Annotated in this window: 18 protein-coding genes; 9 read left to right on the top strand and 9 right to left on the bottom strand. The window is 65.8% G+C overall.

The window, feature by feature from the left end:
- Window positions 1–13: 13 nt before the first annotated feature.
- Window positions 14–2,383 (top strand): TonB-dependent siderophore receptor, encoded by a 2,370-nt coding sequence (locus ACT17R_RS05300; RefSeq protein WP_444809120.1) that lies wholly within the window; start codon window positions 14–16, stop codon window positions 2,381–2,383.
- A gap of 65 nt (window positions 2,384–2,448) precedes the next feature.
- Window positions 2,449–3,696: an MFS transporter gene (locus ACT17R_RS05295; protein ID WP_444809119.1), complete on the top strand. Its 1,248-nt coding sequence runs from the start codon at window positions 2,449–2,451 to the stop codon at window positions 3,694–3,696.
- Here the strand turns inward: ACT17R_RS05295 and hutU are convergent.
- The 4 genes from hutU to hutI are packed head-to-tail and all read right to left on the bottom strand — an operon-like array spanning window position 3,693 to window position 8,888.
- Window positions 3,693–5,357 carry a urocanate hydratase gene (gene hutU, locus ACT17R_RS05290; protein ID WP_444809118.1) on the bottom strand — a complete coding sequence of 555 codons (1,665 nt, stop codon included), beginning with the start codon at window positions 5,355–5,357 and terminating at the stop codon, window positions 3,693–3,695. The two genes, ACT17R_RS05295 and hutU, sit on opposite strands and share 4 nt — an antisense overlap.
- Complete coding sequence (gene hutG, locus ACT17R_RS05285) at window positions 5,354–6,157, bottom strand: N-formylglutamate deformylase (RefSeq protein WP_444809117.1); 804 nt, start codon at window positions 6,155–6,157, stop codon at window positions 5,354–5,356. The genes hutU and hutG overlap by 4 nt, the downstream gene beginning before the upstream one ends.
- A complete protein-coding gene (gene hutH / locus ACT17R_RS05280; RefSeq protein WP_444809116.1) occupies window positions 6,157–7,704 on the bottom strand; it encodes a histidine ammonia-lyase in 1,548 nt (515 codons plus the stop codon). The genes hutG and hutH overlap by 1 nt, the downstream gene beginning before the upstream one ends.
- Complete coding sequence (hutI, locus tag ACT17R_RS05275; RefSeq protein ID WP_444809115.1) at window positions 7,683–8,888, bottom strand: imidazolonepropionase; 1,206 nt, start codon at window positions 8,886–8,888, stop codon at window positions 7,683–7,685. Before hutI ends, hutH begins: the two co-directional genes overlap by 22 nt.
- Window positions 8,889–8,973: 85 nt before the next feature.
- On the opposite strand from hutI, the gene ACT17R_RS05270 reads away from it, so the two are divergent.
- From ACT17R_RS05270 to ACT17R_RS05260, 3 genes are read left to right on the top strand one after another with little or no spacing between them, the layout of a single operon-like run.
- A complete protein-coding gene (locus ACT17R_RS05270; protein ID WP_444809114.1) occupies window positions 8,974–10,329 on the top strand; it encodes a formimidoylglutamate deiminase in 1,356 nt (451 codons plus the stop codon).
- Window positions 10,326–11,030: a histidine utilization repressor gene (gene hutC, locus ACT17R_RS05265; RefSeq protein WP_444809113.1), complete on the top strand. Its 705-nt coding sequence runs from the start codon at window positions 10,326–10,328 to the stop codon at window positions 11,028–11,030. The genes ACT17R_RS05270 and hutC overlap by 4 nt, the downstream gene beginning before the upstream one ends.
- A gap of 12 nt (window positions 11,031–11,042) precedes the next feature.
- Window positions 11,043–12,131: an alpha/beta fold hydrolase gene (locus tag ACT17R_RS05260; RefSeq protein WP_444809112.1), complete on the top strand. Its 1,089-nt coding sequence runs from the start codon at window positions 11,043–11,045 to the stop codon at window positions 12,129–12,131.
- Window position 12,132: 1 nt separating this feature from the next.
- On the opposite strand, the gene ACT17R_RS05255 is transcribed toward ACT17R_RS05260, so the two are convergent.
- The 3 genes from ACT17R_RS05255 to ACT17R_RS05245 all read right to left on the bottom strand — a co-directional run bounded on the left by ACT17R_RS05255 (window position 12,133) and on the right by ACT17R_RS05245 (window position 17,107).
- On the bottom strand, window positions 12,133–13,041 hold the full coding sequence (locus ACT17R_RS05255) for a DMT family transporter (protein WP_341681568.1): 909 nt from the start codon (window positions 13,039–13,041) through the stop codon (window positions 12,133–12,135).
- Window positions 13,042–13,053: 12 nt separating this feature from the next.
- On the bottom strand, window positions 13,054–14,742 hold the full coding sequence (locus ACT17R_RS05250; RefSeq protein WP_444809111.1) for a sulfatase-like hydrolase/transferase: 1,689 nt from the start codon (window positions 14,740–14,742) through the stop codon (window positions 13,054–13,056).
- A gap of 88 nt (window positions 14,743–14,830) precedes the next feature.
- Complete coding sequence (locus ACT17R_RS05245) at window positions 14,831–17,107, bottom strand: TonB-dependent receptor (protein WP_444809110.1); 2,277 nt, start codon at window positions 17,105–17,107, stop codon at window positions 14,831–14,833.
- A gap of 407 nt (window positions 17,108–17,514) precedes the next feature.
- On the opposite strand from ACT17R_RS05245, the gene leuC reads away from it, so the two are divergent.
- Window positions 17,515–18,942, top strand: a complete 1,428-nt coding sequence (leuC, locus tag ACT17R_RS05240) for a 3-isopropylmalate dehydratase large subunit (protein ID WP_444809109.1) — start codon at window positions 17,515–17,517, stop codon at window positions 18,940–18,942.
- Here leuC and leuD read toward each other — a convergent pair.
- Window positions 18,939–19,517, bottom strand: a complete 579-nt coding sequence (gene leuD / locus ACT17R_RS05235) for a 3-isopropylmalate dehydratase small subunit (protein WP_444809108.1) — start codon at window positions 19,515–19,517, stop codon at window positions 18,939–18,941. The genes leuC and leuD overlap by 4 nt on opposite strands.
- A gap of 131 nt (window positions 19,518–19,648) precedes the next feature.
- Between leuD and ACT17R_RS05230 the strand changes: the two genes are divergently transcribed.
- Together ACT17R_RS05230 and ACT17R_RS05225 are read left to right on the top strand one after the other, a co-directional pair.
- Entirely contained in the window at window positions 19,649–20,155 is a 507-nt protein-coding gene (locus ACT17R_RS05230; protein ID WP_003049460.1) for a MarR family winged helix-turn-helix transcriptional regulator, read from the top strand.
- A 74-nt stretch (window positions 20,156–20,229) separates the two neighbouring features.
- Window positions 20,230–20,805 (top strand): NADPH-dependent FMN reductase, encoded by a 576-nt coding sequence (locus ACT17R_RS05225; protein WP_444809107.1) that lies wholly within the window; start codon window positions 20,230–20,232, stop codon window positions 20,803–20,805.
- A gap of 2 nt (window positions 20,806–20,807) precedes the next feature.
- Here ACT17R_RS05225 and ACT17R_RS05220 read toward each other — a convergent pair whose 3' ends face one another.
- A complete protein-coding gene (locus tag ACT17R_RS05220; RefSeq protein ID WP_003049467.1) occupies window positions 20,808–21,245 on the bottom strand; it encodes a MarR family winged helix-turn-helix transcriptional regulator in 438 nt (145 codons plus the stop codon).
- Between the two features lie 127 nt (window positions 21,246–21,372).
- Between ACT17R_RS05220 and ACT17R_RS05215 the strand changes: the two genes are divergently transcribed.
- Window positions 21,373–23,031 (top strand): long-chain-fatty-acid--CoA ligase, encoded by a 1,659-nt coding sequence (locus tag ACT17R_RS05215; RefSeq protein ID WP_444809106.1) that lies wholly within the window; start codon window positions 21,373–21,375, stop codon window positions 23,029–23,031.
- The last annotated feature ends 61 nt before the right edge of the window (window positions 23,032–23,092 follow it).

The raw sequence follows: 23,092 nt of genomic DNA, 5'->3' as shown, positions 1-23,092 counted from the left end.
TGGAGGAACAGCCATGTTGAAACGGACCTATCTGCTCTCGTCGATCGCGCTCATCGCGCTGCCGGCGGTGGCCCATGCCCAGGAAGCGCCTCAGCCCGCCGACGATGCGGCAGGCAATGAAATCGTCGTCACCGGCACCGCCGGCGGCGGGGTCAGCCGCCAAGCCGCGGCCTTTGCGATCACCAGCATTTCGGCCGATGCCATCGAACAGGCCGCGCCGAACAGCACCGCCGACCTGCTGAAGGTCGTGCCGGGCGTCATGGCCGAAAGCTCGGGCGGCCAGAATGGCGCCAACATCTTCGTGCGCGGCTATCCGTCGGGTGGCGACGCCGAATTCGTCACGCTGACGACGCAGGGCGTGCCCTTCTTCTCGCCGCCGACGCTGTCGTTTCTCGAAAACACGCAGCTTATCCGCGTCGACGAAACGATCGCGCGGGTCGAGGCGGTGCGCGGCGGCACCGGCGCGCTGTTCGCCAACGGCCAACCCGGCCTGACCGTCAACTTCGTCCAGAAAGAGGGCGGCCCCGAATTCGAAGGGCTTGTGAAGGCCAGCGTCACCGATTTCGGCGACATGCGCGGCGACCTGCGCCTGTCGGGTCCGCTCGGCGACAACACGACCTTCATGGTCGGCGGCTATTATTCGAGCGGCCACGGCATCCGCAATCCGGGCTTCACCGCCGAAAAGGGCGGGCAGATCACCGCCAATATCCGCCATGACCTCGACAAGGGTTCGATCCTCGTCTTCGCGCGCTATCTCAACGATCATGGCCAGTGGCTGCTGCCGATCCCGGTGATCCGCGACGGCGACAAGGTGCGCCAGTTCGGCAATATCGACCCCGGCACCGGCGTGATCGCCGGCCCCGAAACGCGCCTGTCGGTGCTTCCCGACGGCACGCGCGCCGACCTTGGCGACGGTCGCGGCGCCAAGCTGATCAACCTTGGCACCAATTTCGATTACGAGATCGGCGACGGGCTCCAGCTGCGGTATCGCGCGAGCTATCTGAAGGGCGATGCCGATACGACCGGACTGGTTCCCGCGAGCACCGCGATGTCGGCCGCCGACTATGCGGCGAGCCTCGGCAGCACGATCGGCAGCCTGACCTATGTCAATGGCGGCGATGCGGTCGCCAATGCGGGCAGCCAGCAGGTGATCCGCGCCGGCACCTGGATCGTGCGCAAGCAGATCGAGGATTTCACCAACGACCTCAACGTCGAATGGGACAGCGGCAACAACAAGTTCACGCTGGGCGCCTATTTCTCCGACTTTTCGTCGAAGGACCAGTGGAACCTCGGCAACATCCAGCTGCTGACTGCCGAAAACAATGCGCGGCTGCTCAACCTGACGCTCGCCGATGGCCGGGTCGTGACCGATCGGGGCTTTACGCAAGGCAGCTTCTTCAACGTCAACGCCGCCTATGACGGCCGCGAATATGCCTTTTATGCGGTCGACGAGTTCCAGATCACGCCCGAACTGCGCTTCGACGCGGGCTTGCGCTATCAGCATTACAAGGCAACCGGCACGCTGGAAAACAACGCGACCGTGCTCGACGCCGACGGCGACCCGAACACGCTTTACGACCAGAATGTCGCGGTGCTCGACGGCACCTTCCGCAATATTTCGTACAGCAAGGGCGCCTGGTCGTGGACGGCGGGCCTGAACTACGACTTCTCGTCGTCGGTCGGCGCCTATGTCCGTTACAACCGCGGCAACACCAATCCCTTCTTCGACAATCTGCGCGACGGCATCCGCGTCTCGCCGCGCGTCGACAATTTCGAAGGCGGGGTGAAGGTGCGGACCGACATGCTGTCGCTCTATGCCACCTTGTTCCACACGAAGTTCGAAGGCCTTGTCACCACCGTCATCCAGAATGGCGCACCGCAGGCGTCGATCGGCGGCGCGCGCAGCACGGGTGTCGAGCTGGAAGGACAGCTTCGGCCGGTCGACAATTTCACGCTCGCCTTCTCGGGCACGTGGCTCAACGCCAAATATCGCGACTTCTTCACCAACAACGGTGCGACCGACCTCAGCGGCAACCGCGTCCAGCGGCAGCCGAAGTGGCAATGGCGCGTGACCCCGGCCTATGAACTGCCGTTCGGCAACGACGGCAAGGTCGGCGTCTATTCGACCTTCACCTATATCGGCGATCGCTTCTCGGATACCGGCAACACCCAGTCGCTGCCGCATTATTTCAAGATCGATGCCGGCGTGACGGTCGACGTCAACCGTGCGCTCAGCTTTGCGGTCACCGCCGACAATCTGACCAACGAGATCGGTCTGACCGAAGGCGATCCGCGCACGCTGGGCCAGAATACGGCTGAAGTGCTGAACGCCCGTCCGATCCTCGGCCGGTCGTTCCGCTTCAGCGCCGCCTATAAATTCTAGGTCATCCCTCCCTGGGTGGTCGCGGCCTCTTCGCGACCACCCCTCTTTGCGGCAAAGGACTTGGCATGGCCCGCACGCGTTTGATTGCCGCAATGATTCTGACCTATGTCGCCTTCGCGATGCTGCTCAACAGCGTCGGGACGGTGATCCTGCAGTCGATTTCCAGCTTTCATGTCACGAAGCCCGAGGCGAGCACGCTCGAAGGTTTCAAGGATATCACGATTGCGATCGTCTCTTTCCTGACCGCGAGCTATCTGCCGCGCATCGGCCTGCGTAACGCGCTGATCGGGGCGCTGCTGCTCGCGATCGCGGCGTGTACGGTCATGCCGCTCGCGGGAAGCTTCGGCGCAGCGCAATTGCATTTCGCGATGGTCGGCGCGGCCTTCGCGGTCGCCAAAGTCGTCGTCTATTCGATGATCGGCCTCGTCACCGACGACGCGCGGCACCACGCCAGCCTGACCAGCCTGATCGAAGGCATGTTCATGGTCGGCGTGCTGTCGTCCTATTGGGTGTTCAGCGCCTTCATCGACCCGATGGGTCTGCGCTGGCTCAACGCCTATTGGGTGCTGGCGGTGATCCCGGCGCTGGCGCTGGCCTTCATCCTGTCTGCATCGCTCGACGAGCGCCGCACCCATGCGGGGGAGGAGGCCGCCGACGAACAGGGGCCGCCGCTCGTCGCGATGCTGCGGCTCGCGGCGCTGCCGCTGGTGCTCGTGTTCATCGTCTGCGCCTTTGTCTTTGTCCTGATCGAGCAGGGGATCGGCACCTGGCTGCCGACCTTCAACAACGAGGTGCTGCACCTGCCGGCGCAGATGAGCGTCCAGGCCGCGAGCCTGTTCGCGGCGTGCATCGCGCTCGGCCGTTTCGGCGCCGGCGCGGTGATGGCGCGCTTCGACTGGTATCCGGTCCTGAATGTCTGCCTGGCCGTGCTCGCGGCGCTGATCATCCTCGTGCTGCCGCTCGCCGACGGCCTGCGTGCGGTGCCGATCGAAACCTGGCGCGACGCGCCGATCGCGGCCTTCCTCTTCCCGATGATCGGCTTCGCGCTCGCGCCCATTTATCCGACGATCATTTCGGTGATGCTGAGCGCGATGCCGAACCGGCACCACCCGTCGCTGATGGGGCTGGTCGTCGTCTTCTCGGCGCTCGGCGGCACGACGGGGTCGCTGATTACCGGCGCGCTGTTCGCGCATCTCGACGGGCGCACCGCCTTCACGCTGATGCTGGTGCCGACGGCCCTGCTCGCCGCCGGCCTGTTCCTGCTCCGCCGCCGCATCCGTGCCGGCGAAACGGCAACAGCGCAGCCCGCCTAACCGAGCGAGGGCAGGTCGAGTCCCTTTTCGCGCGCGCAATCGATCGCGATGTCATAACCCGCGTCGGCGTGGCGCATGACGCCGGTGCCGGGGTCGTTCCACAGCACGCGTTCGAGCCGCCTGGCCGCACCGGGGGTGCCGTCGGCGACGATCACCATGCCGCTGTGCTGCGAAAAGCCCATGCCGACGCCGCCGCCGTGGTGCAGCGACACCCAGGTCGCGCCGCTCGCGGTGTTGAGGAGAGCGTTGAGCAGCGGCCAGTCGCTCACCGCGTCCGACCCGTCGCGCATCGCTTCGGTTTCGCGATTGGGCGAGGCGACCGATCCCGAGTCGAGATGGTCGCGGCCGATGACCACGGGTGCCTTGAGTTCGCCCGACGCGACCATCTCGTTGAACGCGAGCCCAAGCCGGTGACGATCACCGAGCCCGACCCAGCAGATGCGCGCGGGCAGGCCCTGGAAGTGAATCCTCTCACGCGCCATGTCGAGCCAGTTGTGCAGATGCGCGTCGTCGGGCAGCAGTTCCTTCACCTTGGCATCGGTCTTGTAGATGTCCTCGGGATCGCCCGACAGCGCCGCCCAGCGGAACGGACCGATGCCGCGGCAGAAGAGCGGGCGGATATAGGCGGGAACGAAGCCGGGGAAATCAAAGGCATTTTCGACGCCCTCGTCCTTCGCGACCTGCCGGATATTGTTGCCATAATCGGTCGTCGGCACGCCCGCGGCCTGAAAATCGAGCATCGCGCGGACATGCACCGCCATCGAGGCCTTGGCCGCCTTCGCGACAGCCTGCGGGTCGCTTTCGCGCTTCTCCATCCATTCGGCGACGCTCCAGCCAATGGGGAGATAGCCGTTCACCGGGTCGTGCGCGCTCGTCTGGTCGGTCAGAAGATCGGGACGGATGCCGCGGGCGAACAGGTCGGGCAGGATTTCGGCGGCGTTGCCGAGCAGGCCGACCGACACCGGCTTTTTGTCGGCGCAGCTCTTTTCGATGACCGCCATCGCTTCCTCGATCGTCTGCGCCGCGACGTCCAGATAGCCGGTGCGCAGTCGCATTTCGATCCGGCTCGGCTGGCATTCGATCGCGAGGCACGATGCGCCCGCCATCACCGCCGCGAGCGGCTGTGCCCCGCCCATGCCGCCAAGCCCGGCGGTGAGCAGCCATTTGCCCGCGAGGTCGCCGCCATAATGCTGGCGCCCCATTTCGACGAAGGTTTCGTACGTCCCCTGCACGATGCCCTGTGTGCCGATATAGATCCACGATCCCGCGGTCATCTGCCCGTACATGGCGAGCCCGCGCTTATCGAGTTCGCCGAAATGCTCCCAATTCGCCCAATGCGGGACGAGGTTGCTGTTCGCGATCAGCACGCGCGGCGCGTCGGGGTGGGTGCGAAAGACCCCGACCGGCTTGCCCGACTGGACAAGCAGCGTCTCGTCGCTTTCGAGGCGCTTCAGCGTCTCGACGATGCGGTCATAGCTTTCCCAGTCGCGCGCGGCGCGGCCGATGCCGCCATAGACGACCAGTTCCTCGGGGCGCTCGGCAACGTCGGGATGAAGATTGTTCATCAGCATGCGCAGCGGCGCTTCGGTCAGCCAGCTCCTGGCGTTGAGCCGGTCGCCGGTCGGCGCCTTGATGACGCGGCTGTTGTCGAGGCGGGTCATGGATATCCTTTCGCAAAATCGAGGGTCGCGGCGATCACTTGCTGCAGCGTCGGCAGGATCGCGGGATCGGAGTCGAGCGGGCTTGGCCAGTTACCAGGGTCGAAAGACGCCGGTTCGACCATATAGCCGCGCTGGGCGAGCTCCATCTGGATCGCGTGGATGCCCGCGTCGGGGCGGCCGTAATGGCGCGTTGTCCAGCCGCCCTTGAAGCGGCCGTTGAGGACATGGCTGTGGCCGCTCGCGGCGCAGATGCTTGCAACCACGGTTTCCAGTTCGGGCGCACAGGTCGCGCCGCCGTTGGTGCCGATGTTGAATTGCGGCAATTCGCCGTCGAACAGGCGTGGCACATGGCTGCGGATCGAATGGGCGTCGGAAAGAATGACCTTTCGATGCTGCGCCTTCAGTCGCTCGATCTCTGCCGCGATCGCATCGTGATAGGGGCGGTGATAGAGGCCCAGCCGGCGGACGACTTCGGTCTCGTCGGGCGCGCCGAAGCGATAGAGCGGGTCGCCGTCGAAGGTCGTCGTCGGGCAGAGCTCGGTCGTCGCCTGCCCCGGATAGAGCGAGGCGCCCGACGGATCGCGGTTCATGTCGATCACGCTGCGCGAGATCGCGGTCGCGATCGTCGTCGCGCCCAGATCGAGCGCGAAGGCGTAAAGATCGGCGATCCACCAGTCGGTATCGAGCTGCGCGCGCCATGGCGAGACGAACTGATCATCGAGGCCCGCAAGATCGGTGCCGCCGTGCGGGAAGGCGACGATCAGCGGGGCGTCGCCGCGGTGGATGCGCAGCCAGTCCATCAGCCGATCCCCGGAAGCTCCGCGGCCACCGCGGTTGCAAGGCTGCCGGTGCGGATCAGCGCGGTCGCGGCTTCCATATCGGGATGGAAATGCCGGTCGTCGCCGAGCGTGGGGACGACCGCGCGCAGATGCCCGCGCGCCGCCTCGAGCGCGGCGCTCGATGTCAGCGGGGCGTGGAAGTCGATGCCCTGACAGGCCGCGAGCAATTCGATGCCGATCACCGCGCTGACATTATCGGCCATGTCGAGCAGGCGCCGCGCGCCATGCGCCGCCATCGAGACATGATCCTCCTGATTGGCAGAGGTCGGGATCGAATCGACGCTGGCGGGATAGGCGCGCTGCTTGTTCTCGCTGACCAGCGCGGCGGCGGTGACCTGCGGGATCATGAAGCCCGAATTTAGGCCGGGCCGCGGGGTGAGGAAGGCGGGCAGGCCCGACAGCGCGGGATCGACGAGCATCGCGATGCGCCGTTCGGCGATCGACCCGATCTCGCACAGCGCCAGCGCGATCATGTCGGCGGCGAAGGCGACGGGCTCGGCGTGGAAATTGCCGCCGGACAGCGCCTCGTCGCTATCGGCGAAGATCAGCGGATTGTCCGAAACGCCATTGGCCTCGACGTGCAGCGTCGTGCCCGCCTGCCGCAGCAGATCGAGCGCCGCACCCATCACCTGCGGCTGACAGCGGAGGCAATAGGGGTCCTGCACGCGCGGATCGTCTTCGGCGTGCGAGGCGCGGATCGCCGAACCCGCCATCAGGCCGCGCAGCGCATCGCCGACCTCGCGCTGCCCCGCATGACCGCGCAGCGCGTGGATGCGCGCGTCGAACGGCGCGTCGGAGCCTTTTGCGGCTTCGGTCGAGAGCGCGCCGGTGATCAGCGCCGACTGGAACAGCGTTTCGGCGCGGAACAGCCCGGCGAGGGCGTTCGCGGTCGAAAATTGCGTGCCGTTGAGCAGCGCCAGGCCCTCTTTGGGGCCGAGCTCGAGCGGTGCCAGATCGGCGGCGGCAAGGGCCTCGGCCGCGGGCAATATCTTGCCGCCGACCTCGATCGCGCCGACGCCGATCATCGCGGCCGCCATATGCGACAGCGGGGCGAGGTCGCCGCTTGCGCCGACCGAACCCTGCGACGGGACGACGGGGGTGAGGCCCTTGGCCAGCATCGCTTCGAGCAGTCCGACCGTTTCGCGCCGTACCCCCGAGGCGCCGACGCCGAAGCTGGCGAGCTTGAGCGCCATCATCAGGCGGATGACGGGCGTGGGTGAAGCGAGGCCGGTGCCGGCGGCGTGGCTGAGCACGATGTTGCGCTGCAGGATCGACAGCTCGTCGTCGGCGATGCGGACGCTCGCCAGCTTTCCGAAGCCGGTGTTGATGCCATAGACCGGGGCGCCGCGCGCGACGATGCGCGCGACCGCCGCGGCGCTGGCGTCGATCGCGTCCCAGGCCGGCGCGGCAAGCCGCGCCGCCGCGCCTTCGTAAATGGCCCGCCAGTCGGCCAGCGTCATGCCGCCCGGCGTGATGACAATCTGCGTCACGTCGTCTGTCCCATCCATATCCGCTGGTGCAGCGGGTTGAGGCCCATGCGGCCGACCAGATCGGACGGCCGTTCGATATCCCAGATCGCAAGGTCGCAGCGCTTGTCCGACTCGATCGTGCCGATGCTGTCCGACAGGCCAAGCGCCTGCGCCGCATGGCGCGTGACGCCGAGCAGGCATTCGTCGGTGGTGAGGCCGAACAGCACCGCGCCCATGTTCATCGTCAGCAGCAGCGAGGTGAGCGGCGAGGTGCCGGGATTGCAATCGGTTGCGAGGGCGATCGGTACGCCCGCCGCGCGCAGCGCCGCCACGGGCGGCAGCTTCGTTTCGCGAAGGAAGTAAAAGGCGCCGGGCAGCAGCATCGCGACCGTCCCGGCATCGCGCATCGCGGCAATTCCCGGTTCGTCGAGATATTCGAGATGATCGGCCGACAGCGCGCCATGCCGCGCGGCGAGCGCCGCGCCATGCTGGTTGGAAAGTTGCTCGGCGTGCAGCTTGACCGGCAGGCCCTGCGCGGCGGCGGCGGCGAACATGCGTTCGGTCTGCGCGGGCGTGAAGCCGATATTTTCGCAAAAGGCATCGACGGCATCGGCGAGCCCTTCGGCCGCGATGGCGGGCAACACTTGCTCGCATAGCAAGTCGATATAGCCATCGGCGTCGCCCACAAATTCGCCCGGCAGCGCGTGAGCGCCAAGAAAGGTCGTCCGCACCGCGACCGGTCGTGCTTCGCCCAGCGCCCGCGCGGCGCGCAGCATCTTCGCTTCGTCGGCCAGGGTCAGGCCATATCCCGACTTGATCTCGATCGTCGTGACGCCCTCTGCGATCAGTGCGTCGAGGCGCGGCAGCGCGCTGCGGACCAGCGCCGCCTCGCTCACCGCGCGCGTCGCCGCCACCGTCGAGGCGATGCCGCCGCCCGCGCGCGCAATCTCTTCATAGGACGCGCCCTTCTGGCGCAGTTCGAACTCGGCGATGCGGTCGCCCGCGAAGACCAGATGGGTGTGCGCGTCGATCAGCCCGGGGGTGATCCAGCGACCCTCGCAGTCGATGACATCGGCGGCATCCGGGGCGTCGGCTGCGGGGCCGGCAAAGGCGATCCGGCCGTCGCGCATGCCGATCGCGCCGCCCTCGACGACACCGAGACCGGGCAGGTCGCGGCGCATCGTGGCGAGACGGGCGTTGGTCCACAGGCGATCGCAGCGCATGCCCTCTCCTCCGGCTTGTGGCATCGACTCAATAATGTATATACATAAATCCGAACGCGGAAGATTGTCCAGACGGGATGAGGCGATGGCGCTTTGGTGCGAACAGGCATGGTTGGCGGAGGGTTGGGCGGAGAATGTCCGGCTGACGATCGCCGATGGCCATGTCGGTGCGATCGAGATGGCGGCGCCGCCGCTGCCGGGCGACGACCGGCACGCCATTCTGATCCCCGGTCTGCCCAATCTGCACAGCCACGCCTTTCAGCGCGGCATGGCGGGCCTTGCCGAGCGCGCGGGCGAAGGCGACGACAGTTTCTGGACCTGGCGCGAGGTCATGTATGGCTTCGTCGATCGCCTCGATCCCGACGGTATGCGCGCGATCGCGGCGCTCGCTTATGCCGAAATGCTGGAGAGCGGCTTTACCCGCGTCGGCGAATTTCATTATCTGCATCACTCGCCTGATGGCCGGCCCTACGGCGATGTCGCGGCGATGGCACAGGCGATTGCGGCGGCGGCCGATGAAACGGGGATCGGGCTGACCCTGCTTCCCGTCTTCTATGCCCATTCGGGGTTCGGCGGCGCGGCGCCGACTGCGGCGCAGCGGCGCTTCGTCAACGACCTCGACAGCTATGCCGCATTGATCGAGGCTTCGGGTGCCGCGGTTGCGGGGCTGGGCGATGCCATCGTCGGCGTCGCGCCGCACAGCCTGCGCGCGGTGACCGCCGCCGAACTGACCGCGGTTGCCGCGATGGCCGCCGGTGCGCCGCTGCATATCCATATTGCCGAACAGATCGCCGAGGTCGAGGCATGCCGCGCATGGAGCGGCGCGCGGCCGGTCGAATGGCTGATGGCGAACGCCGAGGTCGGCGCCGACTGGTGCCTCGTTCACGCGACGCATGTCACCGAAGCCGAATGGCGCGCGATCGCGCAGAGCGGGGCGGTCGCCGGGCTGTGCCCGATCACCGAGGCCAATCTTGGCGACGGTCTGTTCCCGGCACGCGAATTTCTGGCGGACGGTGGCCGCTTCGGGGTCGGCTCGGATTCCAATGTCGAGATCGACGCGGCGGCCGAACTGCGCCTGCTCGAATATGGTCAGCGGCTGGCGCATCGCGGCCGCAATCTGCTCGCGGGCGGTGCGGGGCGTTCGACCGGCGCCGCGCTCCACCAGGCGGCGCAGGCGGGCGGGGCACAGGCGCTCGGCCAGGCGGGGCACGGCATTGCGACGGGCGCGGCGGCCGATCTTGTCAGCCTGACTGCGGCCGACCCCGCGCTCGCCGCGCGGCGCGGCGATGCGATCCTCGATAGCTGGATATTCGGGCGTGGGGCGCGGCTGGTCGACTGCGTCTGGCGCCGCGGCGTCCAATGCGTTGCCGGCGGCCGCCATGTCGCGCGCGCGGCGATCGACGCGCGCTATCGGGCCGCGATGCAGGCGCTTCTCGCATGAAGCAGAGCGGCGCTCTCCATGCGCAGATCCGCCGCGATATCGAAGCGCGGATCATGTCGGGCGAATGGAAGCCCGGCGACCGCATCCCCTATGAACATCAATTGATGGCGACCTATGGCTGTTCGCGGATGACCGTGAACCGGGCGCTGCGCGCCTTGGTCGAGGCGGGGTTGATTGAAAGCCGCAAGCGCGCCGGCACCTTCGTTTCGCATCCGCGCATTCACCGCGCCGCGCTCGAAATCCCCGACATCCGCGACGAAGTGGCACAGCAGGGCGCGGATTATCGGCTCGACCTCGACCGCCGGGAGATCCGCCCCGCGAACGAGGAGGATCGGCGCCTGCTCCAGATCGACGGCGGCTCCGTGCTCGCGATCGAGTGCCGCCACCATGCCGGCGGGCGGCCCTATGCGCTCGAGAGACGCCTTATCAATCTGGCGGCGGTGCCCGGCGCGGCCGAGGTCGATTTCGCGGTGGAGCCGCCGGGATCGTGGCTGCTCGCGCATGTCCCCTGGACCGAGGCCGAGCATCGCATTACCGCGGTCAACGCCGGGGCGAAGGAACTGGTCGCGCTCGGCATATCGGCGGGGGCCGCCTGCATGGCGCTCGAGCGCTGGACGTGGCGCGGCGCCGAGCGCATCACCTATGCGCGGCAAGTCTATCCGGGCGACCGCTACGCGCTTGTCGCGCATTTTCGGCCCTGAAGAGGAATGGTCATGGATTTTTCGCGTCTCGAAACCAGCAGCAAGATCGGCGACGGCTGGCGTTATCCGGCGGCGGAGCCGCGGCGCAGCGGCTGGCTGGACGTCGATGCCGAGGCGGGGCACCGCATCTATTGGGAGGAATATGGCGCCGCGGGCGGCGAGCCGGTGATGGTCCTTCACGGCGGGCCGGGCGGCGCCTGCTCGCCCGAGATGGCGCGCTTTTTCGATCCGGCGCGCTATCGCATCATCCTGTTCGACCAGCGCGGCTGCGGCAAGAGCGAGCCCAATGTCGCGGCCGCCGGTCCCGCCGCGGCGCTGCGCCACAATGATACGCCGCACCTGATCGCCGACATCAACCGGCTGCGCGATGCGCTGGACATCGCAGGGCCGATGCATGTGTTCGGAGGCAGCTGGGGCAGCACGCTCGCCATGGCCTATGCCATCGCCTTTCCGCAGCATTGCGCCAGCCTGATCCTGCGCGGCATCTTTCTGGGATCGGCCGAGGATCTTGACTATCTGTATCAGGGCAATGCCGCGACATGGCACGAGGCGCCTTATGCGCTGACCGCGCCCGGCGCCTACATCAACTATCCCGACGAATGGGCCGAACTGCTCGGCGTGCTGTCGGTCGCCGAACGGCGCGATGTGATGGCGTCGTACAAGGCGATCTTCGACATGGTGCCGCAGACCGACGCCGAACGCGAGCGGCAGCTGCATGCCGCGCTCGTCTGGTCGCTGTGGGAAGGGACGATTTCCAACCTGATTCCCGAACATGGTGCGACCGGCAAGTTCGGCGATGCCGACTTCGCGCTATGCTTTGCGCAGATCGAGGCGCATTTCTTTGCAAACGACCTGTTTCTGGAGCCCGGTCATCTGATCGGCGGCGCGTCTACGCTCGCGTCCATCCCCGTGCATATCGTCCACGGCCGCTTCGATGAGGTGTGTCCGCTGACGCAGGCGTCACGGCTGGTCGCGGCGCTGCGCGCCGCGGGTGGCGAGCCCGCCACTTACGTCGTCACCAATGCGGGGCACAGTGCGATGGAGCGCGAAAATGCGCTCGCGCTGACCGCGATCATGGACGGATTGCCGCCGCTGCGCTGAATTATGTCGACAGCAGCGCGAGGATGACGCCGCCGACAACCAGCAGCAGCCCCAGCGTCTCATGCCAGCGGACGGGCTCGCGCAGATAGAAATGCGCAAAGGCGATGGTGAACACCACCTCGACTTGCCCGACGACGCGGACCAGTGCCGCGGGGGCGGCAGCGAAACCGGTGTACCAGCACGCCGATCCGAGCGCCGATAGCAGCCCGACCTGCGCCGAGGAGCGCCACGTCCGGCCGACCGCGGCGAGCGTGTCGCGGTCGCGCGCGATGATCCACGCAAGATGCAGCGCGCTTTGCATCGCCATCACCACGACGAGGGTGACGAGCGCCGAGCCGACCGTATCGACGCCGTGCAGCTCGGCGGTGGCAAGCTTGATCGCGACCGCGGCGCAGGCGAACATCGACCCCGCGCCGAGCCCGAATAACGCCGCCGGCTGACCGAGTGAGCCCGCAATTTCGCGCAGCGTCAGCCCGCGTCCCGCAAGCGCGAGGATCAGTACCCCGGCGACCCCTGCAACGATGCCCGCCCAGGCAAGCAGCGGCAGCTGTTCGCCCAGGAACAGCGCGGTGACGAGCGCCGCCTGCACCGCTTCGGTCTTGGAGAAGGCGGTGCCGACGACGAAGCCGCGGTGGCCGAAGGCGGTGATGAGCAGGATCGTCCCCGCCATCTGGGTCACCGCGCCGACCGCCGACAGACCGGCGAAGGCGAGGCCGAGCGGTGGCAGCGCCGCATGGCGCGCGCCGAGCCAGGCGACTGCAAAGGCGAGCGCGAAGGGCAGGCCGTAGAGATAGCGCACCAGCCCCGCGCCGCTGACGCTCAGTTCGGCGCGCAGCCGCTGCTGCAGCGCGGTACGCCACGCCTGAAAGAGCCCGCCGAACAGCGAGGCGGGAAGCCAGATGGGGTTCATGCGGCGGCGGCGTCAGGCAGGCTGATTATAGATCTCCGTCGGTCCCGGATATTCGCGGCCGTCATCTTCGCCCACCTCGCGCGCGACCAGCGCGTTGACCATCTTGTTGAGCCGCAGCACATTCGCCTTCTGCTTGGGATCGTACGCCAGATTGACGATCTCGCCCGGGTCGGCGTGGGTGTCGTATAGCTCGAGATCGTTCATCGCGGCCAGCGTCTTCCAGTCGGTCGGCGTATGATGATGCGCCGGCGCGAAATAGCGGGCGAATTTGTAGCGGCCATCGTGGACGCCGCGGTGCAGGCGGCGCTTCGACAGGTCATATTGCTTGCTGTAATCGGGCTCGCCGCTCGGCAGCTTGGCCGCGCGGTCCTTGGTCGGCTCCCAATAATGGACGACCGCATAGTTGAAGAGGTGGCCCGTCCTGTCGCGCTGCGTCGGCAGCGTCGGCGATCCGAGCAGCGCCGACACGTCGACGCCGGGCAGGCCGGGGAAACGGTTCTGCTGTTCGTCGGCGGACAGGCCGGCGAGCGTCATCAGCGTCGGGGCGATATCGATCGCGCCCATCAGCCCCTTGGTCGACCGCCCGCCGGGGAAATCGGGGTGGGCGATGATCATCGGGATATTGGTTTCTTCGCGGTACATCGTCGCGCCCTTCTGGCGCATCCCGTGCGCGGCGGCGCGCTCGCCATGGTCGCTGGTATAGATGATGATCGTATTGTCGATCTGGCCGCTTTCCTTGAGCGCCCAGAGCAACTGGCCGAGCCGACGATCGACGTCGCGCAGGCAGTTATAGTAATAATTGTTGAAGCGGTGCCACGAGGCGAGATCGTCGTGCGCCATCTTGCCGTAGAAGACGTCGTTCAGCCGTACGATCGCGCGATGCGCCTCGGGCTTCGTCGACAGATCGTCCTTGCTGAAGCTTTCGGGCAGGTCGATCTTGTTGTCGACCTCGTAGATCGGATCGCCGGGTTCGCGGCGCAGCGGCCCCAATATGTTCGGATCGGGGCGGCTTTCGGCCTGCTTGCCCGTCGCGTCATAGAACATGATGTCGTGCGGATTGACCAGACCGACGACCTGGAACCACGGCTTGCCGCCAGCCTTGTCGTTGCGCGCATAGTCGAAGATCGCGCGCGCCGCGTCGCCCGCGACATACATGTCGGCCTTGTAGCCGTCCCATGTCAGCCCGACTTCCTCGCCGTCGAAGCCGTAATCGTGGAAGCCGTATTTCTCCATGGCATTTTCGGTGGTCGGATAGATGCCGCCCGGAATCCGCGTCCAGTTGCGTTCGTAATTGATGCGGCTGAGGTGCCATTTGCCCTTGTAGCTGGTGTAATAGCCCGCTGCCTGCATCATGTGGCCGAGCGTCGGCATGGTTTCCGCCGCCACCGGATAGGGGGCGTTGTCGCTGTTGAGGAACAGGCCCGTCTGCTGCGTATGGTGCGCCTGAAAGATCGTCGAGCGCGACGGGGTGCAGGGGGTCGTGTGCACATGATAATTTTCGACGAGCATCCCGCGTTCCATCAGTTCGCGGTGCGCGGGGAGCTTTTCGAGCAGGCCCTCGGGATAGCTGGCGACGCTCTGTTCCTGATCGGTGACGATCATCAGGACGTTGAGCTTCTTGCCGTTCTTCGCATAGGTCGGCATCGCGAGACCCGCGGCGGCGAGCGCCCCCATTCCCCCGACGAACGTGCGGCGGTTCACATCCCAAGCCATCTCAATCTCCCTTGGCCAGCAGTCCCGAAATGCGATCCGCGGCGCTTCGGCAAGGAAGCGCCGCGGACGGATTGCGTCAGAATTTGAACGACAGGTCCACCCCGAATTCGCGCGGCGGCTGATAGAATTGCGAGATCGGGGTCGCGCCAGCGTTGGTGGCGCCCGATATCACCTCCTGATCGGTCAGGTTGGTGCCGTAGAGCGTCACCTTCCATTTGTCGTCCTGCCCCGCGACCGCGATGCTGGCGTTGAGCAGCACCACCTCGTCCCGGTAATAGCCGGGAAGGTTGCTGCGGCCCCAGGTGTTGAAGCGCGACGAATAGCGCGCGTCGCTGTGCAGCTTGATCTCGCCGAACGACATCGGAATGGCATAATCGACCGACAGGCTGCCGCTCCATTTGGGTGCATTGGCGAGGTCGAGGCCGCTCGAATCGGTCGGGACGGCGAAGGTTCCGTTCGGCACCCCGTTGATCAGGATCGGCACCGCCGGCCCGCACTGGCCGGGTTCGGGTGCGCCGTTGGTGAAGACCCCGTTCGTGTCCGCGCAGAAATCGGTATAGCGCGCATGCAGATAGGCCAGGTTCGCGCCGATGGTGAAATTGGCGGCGGGGCGCAGCAGCGTTTCGACTTCGAAGCCCGATATTTTGGCGGCCGCGATGTTGGTCGTGATATTCTCCGCCCGTACCGCACCCATCTTCGTTACCGAGCTTTGCAGATCGCGATACTTGTTGATGAAGCCCGACACGTTGAAGCGCAGCAACCGGTCGAACAAGTCGGTCTTGGCGCCGATTTCGAACGCGTTGACGCGTTCGGGGTTATAGGGACCGATATTCTCGGGGATCGTCCCGCGCGAGTTGAATCCGCCCGATTTATACCCCTGCGAATAGTTGGCGTAGACCATGGCGGCGGGCGAGAAGCGATATTCGGCGGTCAGGCGCGGCGTGAATTCGGCCCATGACGCCTTCAGGCTGCTCGTGAAGGACGAGGCCTGGTTGCCGTTGACGAACACCTGCGAGGCGATGTCATATTTCTTGCGATCGTGGCTGTAGCGCCCGCCGAGCGACAGCGTCAGCCCCTCGACCGGATGCGCGTTGACGAGCGCGAACATCGCATAGCTCTGCGTGTCCTGATGAAGCTGCGCGAGCGTCGTCGTGGTCGGGGTGGCGAGCACCGTGTTGAACTGACGCCATTTGTCGGCCTGATAATAGAGGCCGACGACGAAATCGACGGGCTCGCCGGCCGGCGACACGTAGCGCAGCTCTGCGCTTTTCGATTCGCCCGAAAAGTCGCGGGTCACGTCGAGCTGCGGGGCGGGATTGATCAGCCCGTCGAAGTCGCCGCGGGTGATATAGGTGAGGTGACGATAGCCGAGAACCGAACTGATCGTGCCCCAGCCCACGTCGAGGTTCGACGACCAGGATCCGCCATAGCTCTCGGTGTTGGCATAGGGATCGAACAGCACCGCCGCCTTGCGCACGTCGGTCTTCACCGCGTCGGGCAGCAGATCCCAATTGGGATCGCCATTGTCGAGGACGTGCGGCGCCGGACCGGTCGTCTTTTGCTTCAGCCAGTCGACGATCAGCGTCGAATCGAACGGCCCGCCATGATCATAATTGAGCGCGCCGCGCACCGCCTTCACATTGGCGCCGTTAAGACGGTTGCCGGTGATGACGTTGCGGCTGTAGCCGTCATAGTCGCGGAAATTGACTGAGATTTTGGCGGCCAGCGCGCCATCGGCGAAGCGGCCGCTGTTGAGCTTGCCGCGGAACTGCTTGAGCCCGTAGGATCCCAGGCTGACGCGCGCTTCGCCGCCGAAATCGTCGGTCGGGCGCGCGGTGATGACGTTGATCGTGCCGGCAAGGTTGTTCTTGCCGAACAGCACGCCCTGCGGCCCCTTCAGCACCTCGATCCGTTCGACGTCGAACAGGTCGAGCATCGTGCTCGATACGAAGGGAATATAGACGCCGTCGATGATCGTGCTGACCTTGGGGTCGGCGTTGGGATCGGGATCGGCGGTGCTCATGCCGCGGATCGAGATCATCGGCACATTGGCGACGAGGCCCTGCGTCTGCAGCACCACATTGGGCGCGAGGCCGTTGAGGCTGGTGATATTGGTGCTGCCGCTCGCCTCGACCATCTCTGCATTGAAGGCCGAAATCGCGATCGGGACATTCTGCACGCTTTCGCTGCGGCGCTGTGCGGTGACGACGATGTCGCCATAGCTATTGTTTTCGGCGCCGGTGGCGACTTCTTCCGCCGCGGCGGTTTCGCCGGTCTGGGCATGCGCCGCCGTCGGTGTGGTGCCAAGCGCGACCATGGCGGTCGAAAGCAGGAACAAGCGCGTCGTCATCATATCCTCCCACATGGTGGCCGCACCGATCCCGTTCCCGCGCGCGCCAGCGCGGCGGAAATGCGGGTTCGCATCCGGCCTTGTCAGTCCATGAAACGGGGTGATGCTGTGGCAGACTGCCCATTTTGCCGCCGGCGCCGGGCATCGTCTTGTGCCCGAATATCGTGCCGGTGGAGCGACTCTATCCTCCGTTCCCATCGCATGATTAGCAGGATTGAAAAATACTTCAACTACTAAGTATTATGATTTTGTGACATGCTGATACCTCGCAAAACCGCTTGATTCGACGTGCTTGCTTGCCATATAAGTTAGAATTCTAAGTAAATCGCGGTAGTGAGGATCTACCCGGCGGGGAGCAAGGACAGGGTGACGTCTTTCGAAAATCCGGGCGCGGTGCGGGCGGCGAATCGATGACCGGCCCGCGCACGCTTTACGACAAGATATGGGACGCCCACGCCGTTGCCGAGGATGATGGCGAAACCCTGCTCTATGTCGATCTGCACCTGCTGCACGAAGTGACGTCGCCGCAGGCCTTCGCCGCGCTCGAGGAGGCGGGGCGGGGGGTCCGCCGGCCCGAGCGGGCGCTCGCGCTGTCGGATCATAATGTCCCCACCGAACGGCAGGCCGCCGGACCGACCGGGGTTGCCGATGTCGAGGCGCGCGCGCAGCTCGAGGCGCTGGTCAGTAACACGGCGCGGCACGGTATCGAGAATTTCGCCATGGGCGACCCGCGCGGCGGCATCGTCCATGTCGTTGGCCCCGAACAGGGACGCTCGCAGCCCGGCATGACGATCGTGTGCGGCGACAGCCACACGTCGACACATGGCGCGTTCGGCGCGCTCGCTTTCGGCATCGGCACCTCTGAAGTCGAACATGTGCTGGCGACGCAGACGATCCGGCAGCGCCGTTCGCGCAACATGCGGATCACCGTCGACGGCGTGCTGCGTCCGCATGTCCAGGCAAAGGATCTGGCGCTGCATCTGCTCGCGGCGATTGGCGTCGACGGGGCGACGGGGCATGTCATCGAATATGCGGGCAGCGCGATCGGGGCGCTGTCTATGGAAGCGCGGATGACGCTGTGCAATCTCAGCATCGAAATGGGCGCGCGGGCCGGACTGATCGCGCCCGACGACACGACCTTCGCCTATCTCGCGGATCGGCCGGCGGTGCCGAAGGGCGATGCCTGGACCGCGGCACTGGCGCGCTGGCGCGCCTTGCCGACCGATGCCGGGGCCGTCTTCGACCGCGAATTGCGGATCGATGCCGACGCGGTCGCACCGATGGTCAGCTGGGGCACAAATCCGTCGCAGGTGATCGCGATCGACGGCGTCGTCCCCGATCCCGCTTGCCTGGCCGATCGCGACGCGCGCGCGGTTGCCGAGCGCGCGCTCGCCTATATGGGCCTGACGCCGGGCCGCCCGATCGCCGGGACGCCGATCGATCGCGTTTTCATCGGAAGCTGTACCAACAGCCGCATCGAAGATCTGCGCGTCGTCGCGGCGGTGGTCGAGGGGCGCCGGGTCGCGGACCATGTGCGCGCCATGGTCGTGCCAGGGTCGGGGCTGGTCAAGCGACAGGCCGAGGCGGAAGGGATCGACCGCATCCTGCTCGCAGCGGGCTTCGACTGGCGCGAGCCCGGCTGTTCGATGTGCGTCGGGATGAACGCGGACCGCCTTTTGCCCGGCGAACGCTGCGCCGCGACGTCGAACCGCAATTTCGAGAATAGGCAGGGGCGCGGCGGCCGCACCCATCTGATGAGCCCCGCGCTCGCGGCGGCGAGCGCGATTGCCGGTTGCATCGCCGATCCGGCGATCCTGACCGATGAAGGATCGGGCTAGGCCGCCGTTTCGAAACGGGTGATCGCGGCCTCGTGCCGCAAGGTGCGGGCAATGTCGTCGCGTCCGTCCAGCAGCGTGCGGCGATCGTCGGGGTCGATGGCAAAATCGATGCCTTCACCCGACGCCAGCGTGAGGCGCTGTTCGGCAAGGTCGACGGTCATCGGCGCGAATTGCGCGAGCGCGACCTCATCGCGCAGCCGGTCGCAGATTGCGGCGGGCAGCCGGATCAGCAGCAGGCCGTTTTTGCGCGCATTGTTCGAAAAAATATCGCCGAAGCTCGGCGCGATCACGCAGCGGATACCGAAGTCGCGGAGCGCCCATACCGCATGTTCGCGCGACGAGCCGCAGCCGAAATTGCGGTCGGCGATCAATATCTGCGCGCCGCGGGTTGCGCCGCGGTTCAGGACGAAATCCTCACGCTCCAAGCCATCGGGCGTGTAGCGCAATTCCTGGAACAGATGCCGCCCCAGTCCAGTTCGCGACAAGGCTTTCATGAAGCGCGCCGGAATGACCATGTCGGTATCGACGTTGGCGATCGGCAGCGGCGCCGCCACGGCGGTCAGCCGGGTGAACATCCGATTATCCTTTCCATAACTTAGAAAGCTAAGTATATGGGTTGCCCCTCCCTGTCCAATGATATTGGTATATCGAAGCATATTGCCGGGCAAATCATAGGCCCCTAAGGTTCGGGAAAAGGGGAAGAGAATTGGCGAAGAAGACCCAGACGTTTCGGCATCCGGCCGAATATTACACCAATCCCGAAAACAGCATCGGCTATCTGGCGCGCATCGTCTTCCGCTCCTTTTCGCGGCTGCTCGAGCGCGGGACGCTGACCTATGATGTGTCGGCTGGGCAATGGCGGTTCCTGCGCCAGCTGTGGCGCGAGGACGGCATCACCCAGCGCGAATTGAGCGAGCGTGTCGGCATGCGCGAACCGACGACGGTGGTCGCGCTCAAGGGGCTTGAGAAGGCGGGCTTCATCACGCGCAAGAAGACGTCGGACGACCGGCGCAAGACCTTCATCCATCTGACCCCGCACGCGCGCAAGCTCGAGCTGATCCTCGCGCCGATGAATGCCGAGGTCCATGAAATCGCGACCCGCGGCATGACCGATGAAGAGGTCGAAACGCTGCAGGCGCTCATGCGCCGCGTGATCGAGAATCTGGCCGACGAAACCGCCAAGCTGTCGACGCTGTCCGACATCAAGGCCTGACCCCTTTCGCAACGGGCTTGCGGACGTCCGCGATAATAGGTTAGTATTCTAATCATTATCGCGGGGAGGGTAAATTGCCGAAAATTGCCGTTGTCGTCGGAAGCACGCGCGAAGGATCGTTCAACCGGGCGCTGGGCAGGCTCGCCATTCGCGCGCTCGAGGCGCAAGGGGCTGAGGTCACCGAGGTCGATCTCGCCGGCTACGACCTGCCGCTCTATTCGGCCGCGATCGAATCCGGCGCCTTTCCCGCCGATGCCGAGCGGTTGAAGCGTGTCTTTGCGGCGCAGGACGGGCTGTTGTTCGTCTCGCCCGAATATAATGGCTCGGTGTCGCCGCTGCTCAAAAACGCGATCGACTGGGCGTCGCGGCCGACGGGCGACGAGGGGCTTGTCGCGCTCGTCGCCTATCGCGGCAAGGCGGCGGCGATCATGTCGGCCTCGGTCAGCCCGTTCGGCGGGTTGCGCGGCCTGATCCATCTGCGCCAGATCCTGTCGACGGTGCAGACGCTCGTGATTCCCGAACAGGTGCTGATCCCCAACGCGCATGCCGCTTTCGACGAGAGCGGCGCGTTGAAGGACGCGCTGCCCGCATCGCTGGTCGACATGACGGCGATGCGGCTCGCCAAGGTGGCGGCCGCGCTCGCCGCCTGACCCTAGGCCGGGCGGCGTTCCTTGTTGTCGCCCCAGTCGGCCTCGAGCGTCGCGAGCAAGGCATCGAAGCGGTCATGGCCAAGCCGATCGGCCAGCTGGTCGGCGAGCTGATCCATCGCGCGCTGCGCGTCCTGACGCATCCGGGCGCCCGTTTCGGTGAGCGAGACGATCATGTGTCGCCGGTCGTCGGGATCGGGCGCCAGTTCGACCATGCCCAGCTTGACCATCTGGTTGATCGTGCTGTGAATCGCCTGCCGCGAGACGCCCAGATTGCGCGCGATGTCCGACGGGCGCACGATGCCGCTGACGATATTCGTCATCACCATCGATTGCGGGCGGCTGATATCGGGCCAGCCGCGGTCGTGCAGCCGCGCCTGCAGCCCTTCGTCGAGCCAGCAGAAGCGTTGGAAAAGAGCGATGATAAGCTGGTTGGTGCGCATGGAGTGACGCGATATTCCCCGTTTTCGGCGGCACGCCGATGGTGCGCACGCTAGAAGAAGCGCGGGGGCTAGGCAAGGCGCGGCTGAGCGTGTAAAGACAAAATACTTAGTATGCTATGTTTTTGGGATGAGCGAGGAAGAGGCGCCGCCGATGGACGGATTGATGCAGAATGTCCCGCTGACGGTCGACCGGATTTTCGACCATGCGGCGGCCTGGCACGGCGCGCGCGAAGTCGTGTCGCGCGACGCCGAAGGGCGCGTCACCCGGTCGACCTATGCCGCAATCCACGCCGATGCGAAGCGGGTATCGAACGCGCTGGTGGCCGCCGGGATCAAGCCGGGCGACCGCGTTGCCACGATGGGGTGGAATGGCGCGCGGCACCTCGCCACCTGGTATGGCGCGGCGGGGATCGGGGCGGTGCTTCACACGCTCAATCCGCGGCTGTTCATGGAGCAGATCGCCTATATCGCCAATCATGCCGCCGACCGGTTGCTGATCGCCGATCCGGCGGTGGCCGATCTGGTCGGCGAATTGCTGGCGCAGGTGCCGTCGATCGAGCAGGTGATCTTTTTCTGCGATCGCGCTGCGCTGCCGCAAACACCCTATCCCGCGCTGGCGTTCGACGACTGGATCGCGGGCTATCCCGCCGAACATGACTGGGGCGGGTTCGACGAAAACAGCGCCTGCGGCCTGTGCTACACCAGCGGGACGACGGGCAATCCCAAGGGCGTGCTCTATTCGCACCGCTCCAACTATATCCACATGCTGATGACGCTGCAGCGCGATGCGCTGGCCTTGTCGGCGCGCGACACCGTGCTGCTCGTCGTGCCGATGTATCATGCCAATGCGTGGGGCGTCGTCTATTCGGCGCCCGCGGTCGGCGCGAAGCTGGTGCTGCCCGGACAGCGGATGGACGGCGAATCCATCTATAATCTGATCGAGGAGGAGGGCGTGACCTATTCGGCCGCGGTGCCGACGGTGTGGCAGATGCTGCTCCAATATATGCAGGAAAATGGCAAGCGCTTCACCACGCTGGAACGCGTCACGATCGGCGGGTCGGCGTGCCCCGAATCGCTGATCCGCGCCTTCCGCGACGATTATGGCGTCGATGTCATCCAGGGGTGGGGGATGACCGAAACGTCGCCGCTCGGCACCGTGTCGGTCCCCAATGCCTCGGTCGCGGCGAAGGGGGACGACGCGCAGATGGCGTACAAGCTCAAGCAGGGGCGGTTGCTGTGCGGGCTGGAGATGAAGCTGGTCGATGATGCCGGCCACCGGCTGCCGCACGATGGCAAGACGCCGGGGCGGCTGATGATCAAGGGGCCGACGATCGCGCGCGGCTATTTTGGCGGGGAAGGCGGCGATGTGCTCGATGATGAGGGCTTTTTCGATACCGGCGATGTCAGCACGATCGACGGCGAAGGCTATATGCAGATTACCGACCGCGCCAAGGATGTCGTCAAATCGGGCGGCGAGTGGATCAGTTCGATCGAGATAGAGAATATCGCGACCGGCCATCCAGCGGTAGCCATCGCCGCGGTCGTCGGCATCGCGCATCCCAAATGGGACGAACGGCCGATCCTGCTATGCGAGCTCAAGCCGGGCGTGCACGCGGGGGCCGACGATATCCGCGCCTATCTGGACGGCAAGATCGCAAGATGGTGGATGCCCGACGACATAGTGTTCGTCGACGCCATCCCGCTCGGCCCCACGGGCAAGATCGACAAGAAGGCGATCCGCGCCGGGCTGGAGGGGTATGAACTGCCCTTCGAGGTGAGCCGCTAGTATGTTTCCCACGCTCGTCATCCCGGACTTGATCCGGGATCCATTTAACCAGCGTCGAGAG

Source organism: Sphingopyxis sp. Q841, assembly GCF_052384365.1.
Lineage (GTDB): Bacteria > Pseudomonadota > Alphaproteobacteria > Sphingomonadales > Sphingomonadaceae > Sphingopyxis > Sphingopyxis terrae_A.
This window is presented reverse-complemented; position numbering and strand designations above follow the sequence as displayed.